Raw genomic sequence first — 12,125 nt, 5'->3', positions numbered from 1 at the left:
GAAAGCCGTTACCTGAAAGCACAATCTTAAATTTTATTTTGCCCACTAACTTAAGTAGAAGGAAAGGTTATTTTAATGATATATCTGCCGTGTAAATTTATGTTATCGTATTGATTATGAATAAATTACAATAACTGATATACTTTTAGCTGATAACCTCTGTTAAAATCCTAAATTTAAACCTACCATCCATGAACGTGCTTGTGGATAGATACCACGGTCGATACTCATGACACCTCCGCCAATTTCAGGATCATAACCACTGTATTTGGTGATTGTCAAAAGGTTTTGACTCATCACATAGAATCTTGCCTTGCCCAAACCCAATTTACTTGAGATAGTTTGTGGTAAAGTATAACCCAATTGAAGTGTTTTGATACGGAAATAGTCACCATTTTCAAGGTAGAAATTAGATGGGTTACCATAGTTTTTATTTGGGTCGCCATTTACGACTCTTGGCATGCTGTTGGTAGAACCTTCGCCTGTCCAACGATCCAAAACTTTGGTTGACCAGTTAGCATTTGCAATGTCCAAACGACGTAAACCTTGGAAGATTTTGTTACCGCCCGCACCTTGTCCAAATAACACAAAGTCAAAGTTTTTGTAACCTAAATTAACCGTAAAACCATAGGTTACCGTTGGCATTGGGTTACCCAAGAACACACGGTCTTTTTCTGTAATGACGCCATCACCATCTGTATCTTGCCATTTAAAATCGCCTGGTTTGGCATTAGGCTGAATCTTTTTGCCATCTTTAGCATATGCTTCGACTTCGCCCTGATTTTGGAAAACGCCTAAAGTCTGGAAGCCAAAGAATGAGTTGATCGGTTGGCCAACGGCTGTACGAGTAATAGGGTAGGTGCTCGATTGGAATGACTGACCACCTGACAAATAGGTGATTCCGTTTCCTAGGTTTGTTACTTCGTTTTTGATAAATGAAGCGTTACCATTTACCGAGAAGTTTACCTGACCGATTTTTTTACGATACCCTAATTCAATTTCAAAACCTGTATTTTGCATATCTGCCACGTTGGCTGCTGGGTTTGAAATAGCGCCTACATAACTTGGAATACGTGGGTTTTGAAGAATGTTTTTCGTTGTTTTCTGGAAATATTCTAAAGTCACAGAGAGGTTGTTGAACAAAGTCGCATCTATACCAATGTTCGCTTGACTCGTTTGTTCCCATTTTAAATCTGGGTTGGCTGGCGCATTTGGACTATAACCAATAATATAGCTTCCAGAGTTACCAATAGCGTAATTACGACCACTTCCGATTGTAGATAAGAACGCAAAATCCCCAATCGCATCGTTTCCTACTACTCCATAACCACCACGTACTTTCATAAAGTTGACAAAAGTATTTGTTGGGAAAAATGCCTCACGAGAAGTAACCCAACCTAATGATATAGATGGGAAAATACCATATTTGTTATTAGCGCCAAAGCGAGACGAACCATCACGACGAACTAGACCTTGAATCAAATATTTTTCGTCAAAACTATAATTCAAACGAGCAAACAATGAGGATACATTATGTAACTGTCCTTCACCAGAATCAGAAGAACGTTGGTCGTTTGGTACTTTGAAGTTCATCGACGCATCGTTGAAATTATCTACAGGGATATTATAGAAAGTTACACTCGTCGAATAGGTTCTGTTCTCAGAGTAAGCACCCTGACCCAACAATACACTTACATTGTGTTTTTGAATATCACGCGTATAAGAAACGGTATTTTCTAAGTTCCAATCAAAGCGAGAGTTCAAACCACGGTTATATGAAGTTTGTGACGTAATATTTGACGAGTTTAACCAAGAAATAGGCGTAAAGCTTTCATTGCCATAATACGCTACTTTCGAACCAATTGTTGAGCGGATTTTTAATCCTTGGATCGGACTAATTTCCAAATAAGCATTTCCAACAATGTTATCACTCCATCCATAATTGCCCAAACGGGTAGAGATATACGCCAATGGGTTAATCATCTCTTGTCCCACTGCTGTAGAGATACCATAAGGAAAACCATTGGCATCACGACGAATCCCTGTATTGGTGTACGGTGGAGCATTGTATATAGATGGGTCTGTTATGACAGCAGCAGTAATAGGGTCGAGGTTGATGGCAGAACTTAAAGGACCTCCAAACTCAGAGTTTGTATTTCCCAGACCTACAGATTTGTCATGTGCATAGCCTAAGTTCTGTCCAAAAGTTACATATTTTGAAATTTTGTGCGTGCTATTCAAACGGATATTCGCACGAGTATATTTCGAAATATCTGTAGCCACAATACCTTCCTGATCCAAATAACCAAAAGAAGCATAATAAGTAGAACGCTCACTACCTCCACTCAAACTAAGCTCATGATTCTGACGACGAGCACTATTATTAAAAATCAATGCTTGCCAGTCAGTACCCGTACCAAACGATTGAGGATTAGCATATACAGGTTGCGCACCAGCATTTACAGCAGCCTCATTGCGAATCGTCGCATACTGTGTAGCATTCAACAAATTGAGTTTTTTTGCAGGTGACGAAATACCATAAAAACCATTGTAGCTCACTTGTAGCTTACCCGCTTTTCCTTTTTTCGTAGTAACCAAAATTACCCCAGCGGCTGCGCGTGCCCCATAAATTGCCTGTGACGCAGCATCTTTTAATACTTCAATCGATTCGATGTCTGACTGATTCAAATAACCAATACCACCATTGTCGATTACCACTCCGTCCACTACCCAAAGAGGATCGTTGTTATTGAGTGTTGTTACACCACGCACACGTACTGTTGCCCCAGAGCCTGGCTGACCAGAACTAGAGGCAATCGTTAAACCCGAAGTACGACCTTGTAATGCTTCCTCAACACGGTTGATAGGCATAGTCTGTAAGTCAGAAGCCTTTACCGATGAGATAGCACCCGTTACCACACTTTTCTTTTGAGCACCATAACCTACCACAACCACTTCATCGAGTTTGTTGATGGCTTCCTCCATCACAAAATTAATGACGGTTGTATTGGCCTTGACACTCACACTTTGAGCCGAAGCGCCCAAATAATTGGCTACCAAAATAGCTCCTTGGTTTGCCGAAATACTGTAGCGCCCCAACGAATCGGTAATCGTAGCCTTCGCTGTTCCCATAATAGATACACTGGCGCCAATTAATGGTTCTCCAGAGTTTTTAGAGGTAACTTTACCAGTAACTCTAATACCTTGAGCTAGGAGTACATTTACGCTACCCAAAAGTAAAAGAATACTAAAAATTAGTAGATGTTTTTTGTTCATTTTGCAAAAGCATTTTGGAGTATAATGAAAAATAATTGGATTAATCCGATAGTGATAGGCTTATCGAACTGCTTTTCGCTTTTGCAAAAGTAGGAGGAAGGACTTCAAATAGTCCAATTAGGTGTTACTACATTACCACTACAAAACCTTTAATTTGGCTTTTAAAGGCATTTTTTACCCCAACATTACCACAACATGATAAGTTAAAGTACAAGAAATATTCATTTATGGTAGAAAAATTTGTATTAAAAAGCGTGGAGGAAAATATAAAGTAAGGAGAATGGATGTGATGTATAATAAGCGTATTCAAACGTTAAATTTCAGCTTGGTACTTAGCAATGGCAATGGGTAATTTTTGAGAAAGTAGCCGTTGCCAAGTCTTTAGTAAAACGGCGTAAGGAATCAGGTTTTTGAAGCCAATAAATCCATCTTGTTTGAGTTTCAAAATAGTTTGATTAGTAGATTGACTTTGCAATGTCCAAGTAACAGTGGTTTCTAGTTTGTGTTGTTCACGGGAGAGTATTCCCTGCCAAGTGTAGCTAATTTCAGAATGCTGTTTTAGTTTAAGAATTTGGCAGGTGATTGATCCTTCAAAGCCAAGTTTGACTCGTGATTTGGTTTTAAACTGGAATTCTCTACCTTTTTCAGGCGTAATGTTGTTGGGCATTAGCCATTCGGCTAGCAGACTAGGATTTGTCAAGAAGCCCCAAACAGTTTCAGGTGTTGCTGCCAATTGCGTTTCGATCGTAATTGTTTTGTTTATCATATCAAGGTAGATGCAATAAGTTAAAGGTAGTATGTGACTTTTCCCCTAATATGAGAAATTATTCTATTCATGAATAATAATCCCCCTAGTTTTTAATGAATAAATTGATAAATGGTAAGTTTTTAGCCCTGAAATTCTGCAATAAACTGTATTATTGGTTATTGGTAGATTTCAATTTGGAAGGGGGGGAGGAGGGTATGATAGAGGATAAAAGAGACTTTGGTATTGAAAAAAGAGCGATAATGTAAAAAATGAGTCATCCCAAATTTTTGGGGAAATACTGAAAAATGTCTCTTCCACCTTTTCCGAATAGGGTGCGACTTAAGTCGCACCCTATTCGGAAAAGGTGGAGCATGATATTAAAATTGCTTATCCACCCCAAGGTATTCAACTTTTGACATGTAGGGAAAATAAGGCAGTATCTCTATCATTTCCTTGCACTTGGTTTCGTCGATGTCTTTAAAAATGAGAACCGCTTCTTTTTTGGTTACAGAAATATAAAAGCTTTCCAAAATACCTTCGTTCTTCCAAAGATGGACATATTCCATTTCCTTTTTAGGAAGTTCTGGTGTTGATTTGATGGTGTCGATTCCACTATCCGACAATGCGATTGAAACAATGATTCTGTACATTTTTTAGGTTATTTTAAAAGTTATGATTGCTCTAGGTTACTAAATTTGGTACCATAAAATTAGGCAGTCACAATTGCTAAAAATTGTATCAAATCACTTTTTTGCTTCAGTTTGGAAGGTGAAATGCCAAACAATTGGTACATATATTTAGTCATTTGCGAAGAGTCGTAAAAACCACTTTCCAAAGCAATCGTTGTCAGATTTTTGTCTTTCGCAGTTAAAATTTGAAAAATCGCATTTCTCAATCTCGTCCACAACAGGTATTTGCTAATACTGCTACCTATTTGTTGTTTGAACAATGTGGCTAGTCGAGAAGGGGACAAGAAAACATGATTAGCAACATCCTGAGTCGAGATGTTTTCCACTTTAAAATGCTTATGAATAAATGTGATGGAGTCCTTGATTCGGGTATCCAAAGGCTGAATCAATGAGTTTTGGAGATTCAAATCAAGCAATCTATCTAATGAAAAGTCGCCCTCCTGCATACCTAAAAAATGTTGAAATTCAACTTTAGTGTAAAAGACAATAGCATTTTTATCACCTAATTGTTCCGCAATAAGCTTCCCCAAAATGGAATATGGTTCGATATTTAGAATAACTACATTTCCTTGGTTACACACACAGGCATGCGCTACTTGAGGTTTGATTACAAACCCAAAGATATCTGGATACTCCTGACTTTCGAGTGTGGTACTAAAGGGATAGTCATCAGTAAAAACTATCTGAAAAGCCGCATGTTTATGGATTTCAACATTCGACTTTTTAGCTTTTAGCGCTAGTAGTAGTGGGTTGTGATTAGGCATTTTTTTGGGGTGGGGTTGAGGTGTCAGCTTGATAATTATAATTCAAATACGTTCTTAAAATGATGATGAGCCATTTTAAATATTTTATCGAAAGTTCCCGTTGTCACAGGCAAAAAAACGTAAGCGTCCCAATCCAATTTTAGAAACAGAAGTCTAACATTTATAGACTTTAAATCTAAATCAATTGCCTGAAACAGTTGTATAATAAATTTTCCATCCCTTTGTTTGTTTAGCATTACCGACTTTCTTAAAGCATCTGAATTTTTCCATATAATACTTTGCTGAACTTGCTTATCAATGAAATCTTGTATCTCAAATTCATTTTCTTCACCTTTCCAATCAGTTAAACCTAATCTCTGATTTATGCTTCCAAACGATTGGATTAACTCTAACGGAGAAAGCTCCATATTATTCACCTTTAATTCTTGATACTGTTTTTGAAAACTAACTTTATCTGTAGCGTAGAGCTCTAAAAACTCATCAAACTTTCTAGTTAAGTCTGGAAAGAGTAAATAGCCAACTTGTTGGATGTCAAAATCAGCATTTGGGCTGGTTTTCATCTTGCGCTTTTTTTTATCTGACAGAATGAGATATCCAACTTTAAAAGGGAACGAAAAAAAATGATACAGCAAGGTGAATGGGTAGATAATAATAAACCAAATTCTCTTAAGCATTGAAATAGTTTCTTGATAGGTAAGTGTTTGATTTCCGTTGTTGGGCTAACGACTAGGTCTTGGTTGAAAGGGAGCAATTTTAACAAAAATGTTTAATCAAAGATATTTACTTTTGACAAAATTTTGTTAACCATTCAAATTATTGCCTTGCATCGAATAGGTTCTCAATTATTTTATTGATAATCGTCTTTGTAAGATGAGTATTGTCTATTTGTAAATGCTTTTGAAGTCTTGTTGCTACTATTTCGGGCTTGGGATTATCAATTAGTTTGGGTTGAATTTCTCGCATCCATAATGATTGATTGAGCCTTTCACCAACAGTAGTACAAAACATTATTCCGTCCAATGCGACTAAACATAAAGGTCGTCCAGCGCTTAGCCACTTTTCAGCTCTGCTCCAACTTAAATATGAACTTGCAACCAAATGTCCCCAATTTTGACCTATATTAACTGTGCGATGAATATTGATTTCAATCCAATCGAGAACTTTGTCGTTCCGAATTAGACTTAAAACTGTAATATATTCATTGAAATATTGATCTTCACAGTCTTCAATTTCTTTGGTAATAATACTAAAAGCTTCTTCCTTGTCAACCTTTCCTATAAGTTCTTCTGAACGGAAGAAAAATTCATCTACTTTATTTTGATCATACATATTTTTAAGTGTAGTTGCTGACTGTGGTTGTTAAGATTATTTTGCAAAATACTCTTAGATTTTCCTAAATTAAGGTTCTAGTGCTAATCTTCAGGTATATGAATAATGAGCCATTAGAGAATTTTATTTTGTATTAGTGGAATAAAAGGAAATTTGTATTCGCCTCTGCTTACTTTTTTGTCTGGTATGTTTATCTCACTAAAAGTCATGTCAAAATAGATTAAATTCCTAAATTACCATTTGTGTGATTAGAGGAGATTCTTGACCTTCAAAGAATTCACTCAGCAATTTCTATTTTTGTAAGTTCAAATAAATCCCCACAATTTGATTCATTCAAGCCTGGTGCCACTCTAATATCTCCGCTAAAAACTACTCTCAAATTACCTATTTTGAAACATTTAGGCAAATTTATCGGTGTAAGGCTATTTAAGCCATTTGGTTTTAGACAAAAAGTCGAATCATCCTCTTGGGTAATTATGCCTTTTATATTTTCTAAACGCACTTTAAATTTCATGGTAAGTGTATCCCGATTATCATTGCATTTTCTCCAGTCATATCTCTCAATATTTTCACAATAGGTCCAGTCTACCTTTTCGAGTACAATATTTTCACAACCATATTCAGGTTCTTGGTCAATATTTTTACATGATGAGATGTAAAACGAGAAAAACAATATTATTTTGAATAGGTTTCTCATAATTTTCAAGTTTTGTAACAATACGGCTCTTAAATAACTTAATGATTTATATAGCTTCAAATATTTTTAAAAACATTCATGAATGCTGAATATTAAAATGTCAGTTTTTGAATTTACTATTTTCGAATGATAGTTATATTATTTCCAACAAGATTCTTTCGCACCTACGGCGCTCTTTTAATAGGTCAGGAAATGGATTCACGACTACCTACCAAACTGTCGCTCCTACGGAGCTAATACCATGATTGTTTTCTGAAAAAATCCAATAAACAGGCATATCTATGTTGTAACGATGATAAAGTTAAACTACCTAAATTACAATTAGCTTATATGTTAGACAACAAAAAAACAGCTTATCAAAGCCAAATACTCTAAATCATTCACCACTCACTCATCCACTCAATAGAATAAAAAAAGGCCTCTTCCCGTAGAAAGAGGCCTTTGATTTATAAGCAGAAATTGATGATTACATCATTCCGCCCATTCCGCCACCGTGTGGAGCTGCTGGAAGGTCTGCTGCTGGTTTGTCAGCAATCACACATTCAGTAGTCAACAACAAGCCTGCGATTGAAGCTGCGTTTTCAAGAGCCAAACGAGTTACCTTAGTAGGGTCGATGATACCAGCTACTAACATGTTTTCGTATTTGTCTTCACGAGCGTTGTAACCGTAGTCACCTTCGCCAGCTTTCACTGCGTTGATTACTACAGAACCTTCACCACCTGCGTTTGAAACGATTGTTCTCAATGGAGCTTCGATAGCCTGACGGATGATGTTGATACCAGTAGTTTGGTCATCGTTTTCACCTTTCAAACCGTCTAATGAAGAGATAGCACGGATTAATGCTACACCACCACCTGCAACGATACCTTCTTCTACAGCAGCGCGAGTTGCGTGTAAAGCATCGTCAACACGGTCTTTCTTCTCTTTCATTTCTACTTCAGTAGCAGCACCGATGTAAAGGATAGCAACACCACCTGACAATTTAGCCAAACGTTCTTGCAATTTCTCACGGTCATAATCAGAGGTTGTATTCTCGATTTGAGCTTTGATTTGGTTTACACGAGCTTGGATACCATCTGAAGAACCAACACCGTTTACAACAGTTGTGTTGTCTTTGTCGATGATGATTTTTTCAGCTTGTCCTAAATATTCGATAGTAGCGTGCTCTAATTTGAAACCACGTTCTTCAGAAATTACAGTACCACCAGTCAAGATAGCGATGTCTTCCAACATAGCTTTACGACGGTCACCGAAACCTGGAGCTTTAACAGCAGCAACTTTCAATGCACCACGGATTTTGTTAACTACCAATGTAGCTAAAGCTTCTCCGTCAACATCTTCAGCGATGATCAACAAAGGACGACCAGTTTGAGCAACACCTTCCAATACTGGTAACAATTCTTTCATTGAAGATACTTTCTTCTCAGAAATCAAGATGAATGGACGCTCTAATTCAGCTTCCATTTTCTCAGTGTTTGTTACGAAGTATGGAGACAAATAACCACGGTCAAACTGCATACCTTCTACAGTTTTAACTTCAGTTTCAGTACCACGAGCTTCTTCAACAGTGATTACACCTTCACGACCAACTTTGTCCATCGCGTTAGCAATCATGTTACCAATTTCAGCATCAGAGTTAGCAGAGATTGTAGCAACTTGAGCGATTTGGTTTGAAGTTTCGATAGCTTTAGATTGAGATTTCAATGAACCTACAACTGCACTTACCGCTTTGTCGATACCACGTTTCAAATCCATTGGATTTGCACCAGCAGCTACGTTTTTAGAACCGATTGTGTAGATAGCCTGCGCCAATACTGTTGCAGTAGTAGTACCATCACCAGCTTGGTCAGCTGTTTTAGAAGCTACTTCTTTCACCAATTGAGCACCCATGTTTTCAACTGCATCTTCCAATTCGATTTCTTTCGCTACCGAAACACCATCTTTAGTGATTGTAGGAGAACCGAATTTTTTATCGATGATAACGTTACGACCTTTTGGTCCCAAAGTTACTTTTACTGCATTTGCTAAAGTGTCAACGCCTCTTTTCAATTTATCACGAGCGTCGGTGTCAAAAAATAATTCCTTTGCCATTGTTGAAATTTGTTATTAGTTATTGGTTGTCTGTTGTCAATAATAGTGAACTAAATGACGTGCAGAGTAAACAACTTTTATAATTTTTTTTGCAATTATTTTGAGTTAAAGCGTTTTGTTAAAAGATAACCGTTCACGCCTAACAGATAACTGAAAATTAAACGATTGCGAAAATATCGCTTTCGCGCATGATTAAATAGTCTTTTCCTTCTACCGCGATTTCAGTACCAGAGTATTTACCGTATAATACAGTGTCGCCTACTTTAACAGTCAACGGCTCATCTTTCTTGCCAGCACCTACTGCTACTACTGTTCCTTTTTGTGGTTTTTCTTTCGCTGTGTCAGGGATGATAATTCCGAATGCAGTTTTTTCTTCTGCTGCTGCTGGTTCAACTAGAACTCTGTCAGCTAATGGTTTGATACTAACTGTTGACATTTGTTTTTGTAAGAGTTATTTTTTGTTTATGTAAATTTTAGGTCAGAGCCAGCCATAATTACTACTTGGCTGACATGGCATCTGTGTACATTTTTTGTGCCATTGGGCATTTTGCTGAAATATTGTCAGGTTTTGGCTTCAAACTCTGTCATACTCTATTCATTTGTCAATTCAACCTGAAATTTTGTCTCCTATTTTGTACTTATTTTATGACAAATTGACTTCAAACAGGTTTCTTCATTATGCCAATTTCAAAAAACTACCTGAATATTTGTTTTTTTCGACGAAGTTCTTAATTTCAAGTGTAGGTGAAATCGACAAGAAAATCTATGACTCTATAAAGATAATTCATCTATGTACAGCGCGAAGCAACGGATTTCTACAGCTAGAGTCATCTTTAACATCATTCACCATTCACTAATTCACAAACTCACCACTTAAGAAAGGAGGCCCAAGATGAGAAATTTAGAAAAAGATTGGCTCACCGCAGGTTTAATTGACTTCGAGTACAAAAAATATTTGTTGCTCGCCTACCTACAATCTGTCAAAACTAACTTCAAAGAAAAGAAGCTTTACCCTGACTTATCTGATTTGCAGCGTCATTATGAGTATTCGATGTACTTTAAGGACGGTCTACAACAAATGGCGAAAAATTTTCCGAAGAGGATCAAAGGACTAGATTCGGATGCATTGCAAGTCAATTATGAAGAAGTAAAACAGCCCGAAAACGAAGTTATATCCGAAATGCAAAGTATTATGGAATATGCTTTGCCAAAATTTAAGTACTCAATTGAGGAAGGAAAAGAGCTTTTATCAAAGGTTGAAAAAGGTATTTCAATTGCGCCTATTGGCGTTTTGCCTTTGTACAAAAATGAAGGATACCTGTTTTTGTATGAGCCTTGTATTCAGGAAACACGGATTTATCAATTCAATCTGACCATTTTTGAAAACAACCACGAAAAATGTAGAGGACTAAAAACCTTTTATGTGGATACCGTTCGTCGTTCGATGGCGAATACTTTCGAAAATATGAAGATTGATTTAGTCAAAAAATATAGACACTTGCCCAACCCAGCCACATTTTTGGTTGAGTCTTCCAGTATTTTACCCTTGGAGGAAACCTTCTTGCCAATAGCTCAACGCAAGGTGGTCGAAATGGTATCGGCAGCGTAAATAGGAGTTTTGAATGTCGAGTTTCGAGTGAGGAGTTTTGTGCAAGCTATATTCTCAAGGAGAAAATATGTTTTCGGCTTTCAGGTATTGATATTCGGCAAAAACATGATAAAACTCTTTGCCTACTGCCTAAAGCGCAAAATTAAGTTGGAGGGATTAATGAGATAAAATATTAGTAATCATAAAATTATACTCAAAACTCATTACTCACAATTCAGCACTCATACATATCATGTATTTGTGTTAAAGTCAACAATTCCATTTAGCGGGTGAATTTATTCACACTTAACGAAAATGATTAAACCGTTGCAAGGTCAACAAAAAAAGTCGAGCAAGATTTCTTGCTCGACTTTTTTATTGTATCCGTACCTACGAAAGATTATTTCGCTGGTGCAGGCGCTGGTGCTGGAGTTCCTGAAGCTGGAGCAGCAGGAGCTGGTGCAGGCACAGCTGCAGGAATAGTTTTAGTAGCTGCTTTTTCAACGTTCACAGAGTTGATTCCTTCAGAAGCTGTTGGAGTCAAAAACTTAGAACCCAATGTTAACAAAGCAATTAGAATCGCTCCACCCCAAGTAATTTGTTCAAGTAGGTCGCCAGTGCGTTGTACACCGAACATTTGGCTAGCGCCAGCCGAACCGAATTCACCCGATAAGCCACCTCCTTTAGGGTTTTGCACAAGTACTACGAACACTAACAATACCGCTACGATACAAATAATTACAATAACTGCTCCGAACATTTTTTACTTTTACTTTAAATGTGAATATTTTGTATTTGGAAATGAATTACTAACGCTGTAAGCAATAGCAGTAGGCATTAGGCCAAATTAAGACGTGTCAGACGATAAGCTCAAATCGCAAGCTCATTGCTTTGAGAAGAACTTATTGAATGCTTGAAATGCTAAATTTAGTCAAGTAAATA

The 12,125-nt window shown here is 37.1% G+C and carries 11 protein-coding genes; 1 reads left to right on the top strand and 10 read right to left on the bottom strand.

What is annotated here, in order from left to right; genetic code table 11:
- Positions 1–162: 162 nt before the first annotated feature.
- The 9 genes from QM524_RS09725 to QM524_RS09685 all read right to left on the bottom strand — a co-directional run bounded on the left by QM524_RS09725 (position 163) and on the right by QM524_RS09685 (position 10,031).
- Positions 163–3,276, bottom strand: coding sequence for a SusC/RagA family TonB-linked outer membrane protein (locus QM524_RS09725; RefSeq protein ID WP_283344419.1), 3,114 nt, complete (start codon positions 3,274–3,276; stop codon positions 163–165).
- Positions 3,277–3,589: 313 nt separating this feature from the next.
- Positions 3,590–4,042 carry an SRPBCC family protein gene (locus tag QM524_RS09720; protein ID WP_283344418.1) on the bottom strand — a complete coding sequence of 151 codons (453 nt, stop codon included), beginning with the start codon at positions 4,040–4,042 and terminating at the stop codon, positions 3,590–3,592.
- A 359-nt stretch (positions 4,043–4,401) separates the two neighbouring features.
- Positions 4,402–4,674 carry a hypothetical protein gene (locus tag QM524_RS09715; protein WP_229363134.1) on the bottom strand — a complete coding sequence of 91 codons (273 nt, stop codon included), beginning with the start codon at positions 4,672–4,674 and terminating at the stop codon, positions 4,402–4,404.
- A 59-nt stretch (positions 4,675–4,733) separates the two neighbouring features.
- Complete coding sequence (locus tag QM524_RS09710; protein WP_283344417.1) at positions 4,734–5,477, bottom strand: helix-turn-helix domain-containing protein; 744 nt, start codon at positions 5,475–5,477, stop codon at positions 4,734–4,736.
- Positions 5,478–5,512: 35 nt separating this feature from the next.
- A complete protein-coding gene (locus tag QM524_RS09705; protein ID WP_283344416.1) occupies positions 5,513–6,037 on the bottom strand; it encodes a DUF6630 family protein in 525 nt (174 codons plus the stop codon).
- Positions 6,038–6,290: 253 nt separating this feature from the next.
- Entirely contained in the window at positions 6,291–6,806 is a 516-nt protein-coding gene (locus QM524_RS09700) for a hypothetical protein (RefSeq protein ID WP_283344415.1), read from the bottom strand.
- A 277-nt stretch (positions 6,807–7,083) separates the two neighbouring features.
- Complete coding sequence (locus QM524_RS09695) at positions 7,084–7,503, bottom strand: hypothetical protein (protein WP_283344414.1); 420 nt, start codon at positions 7,501–7,503, stop codon at positions 7,084–7,086.
- 466 nt (positions 7,504–7,969) lie between these two features.
- A complete protein-coding gene (gene groL, locus QM524_RS09690; protein WP_166579917.1) occupies positions 7,970–9,595 on the bottom strand; it encodes a chaperonin GroEL in 1,626 nt (541 codons plus the stop codon).
- A gap of 157 nt (positions 9,596–9,752) precedes the next feature.
- Positions 9,753–10,031, bottom strand: coding sequence for a co-chaperone GroES (locus QM524_RS09685; RefSeq protein WP_095164021.1), 279 nt, complete (start codon positions 10,029–10,031; stop codon positions 9,753–9,755).
- A gap of 456 nt (positions 10,032–10,487) precedes the next feature.
- On the opposite strand from QM524_RS09685, the gene QM524_RS09680 reads away from it, so the two are divergent.
- On the top strand, positions 10,488–11,204 hold the full coding sequence (locus QM524_RS09680; protein WP_095164022.1) for a hypothetical protein: 717 nt from the start codon (positions 10,488–10,490) through the stop codon (positions 11,202–11,204).
- A 379-nt stretch (positions 11,205–11,583) separates the two neighbouring features.
- Here the strand turns inward: QM524_RS09680 and secG are convergent, their stop codons facing one another.
- Positions 11,584–11,943: a preprotein translocase subunit SecG gene (gene secG, locus QM524_RS09675; RefSeq protein WP_095164023.1), complete on the bottom strand. Its 360-nt coding sequence runs from the start codon at positions 11,941–11,943 to the stop codon at positions 11,584–11,586.
- Between the last annotated feature and the right edge of the window lie 182 nt (positions 11,944–12,125).

The sequence above is a fragment of the Flectobacillus roseus genome (assembly GCF_030056595.1).
Taxonomy (GTDB): domain Bacteria; phylum Bacteroidota; class Bacteroidia; order Cytophagales; family Spirosomataceae; genus Flectobacillus; species Flectobacillus roseus.
The sequence above is the reverse complement of the archived record's forward strand: the minus strand, read 5'-3'. Positions and strand labels throughout refer to the sequence as shown.

Excerpts from the sequence above, each read along its gene's own strand:
- QM524_RS09725 (WP_283344419.1), bottom strand. The coding sequence starts at position 3,276 with ATGAACAAAAAACATCTACTAATTTTTAGTATTCTTTTACTTTTGGGT.
- QM524_RS09720 (WP_283344418.1), bottom strand. The coding sequence starts at position 4,042 with ATGATAAACAAAACAATTACGATCGAAACGCAATTGGCAGCAACACCT.
- QM524_RS09715 (WP_229363134.1), bottom strand. The coding sequence starts at position 4,674 with ATGTACAGAATCATTGTTTCAATCGCATTGTCGGATAGTGGAATCGAC.
- QM524_RS09710 (WP_283344417.1), bottom strand. The coding sequence starts at position 5,477 with ATGCCTAATCACAACCCACTACTACTAGCGCTAAAAGCTAAAAAGTCG.
- QM524_RS09705 (WP_283344416.1), bottom strand. The coding sequence starts at position 6,037 with ATGAAAACCAGCCCAAATGCTGATTTTGACATCCAACAAGTTGGCTAT.
- QM524_RS09700 (WP_283344415.1), bottom strand. The coding sequence starts at position 6,806 with ATGTATGATCAAAATAAAGTAGATGAATTTTTCTTCCGTTCAGAAGAA.
- QM524_RS09695 (WP_283344414.1), bottom strand. The coding sequence starts at position 7,503 with ATGAGAAACCTATTCAAAATAATATTGTTTTTCTCGTTTTACATCTCA.
- groL (WP_166579917.1), bottom strand. The coding sequence starts at position 9,595 with ATGGCAAAGGAATTATTTTTTGACACCGACGCTCGTGATAAATTGAAA.
- QM524_RS09685 (WP_095164021.1), bottom strand. The coding sequence starts at position 10,031 with ATGTCAACAGTTAGTATCAAACCATTAGCTGACAGAGTTCTAGTTGAA.
- QM524_RS09680 (WP_095164022.1), top strand. The coding sequence starts at position 10,488 with ATGAGAAATTTAGAAAAAGATTGGCTCACCGCAGGTTTAATTGACTTC.
- secG (WP_095164023.1), bottom strand. The coding sequence starts at position 11,943 with ATGTTCGGAGCAGTTATTGTAATTATTTGTATCGTAGCGGTATTGTTA.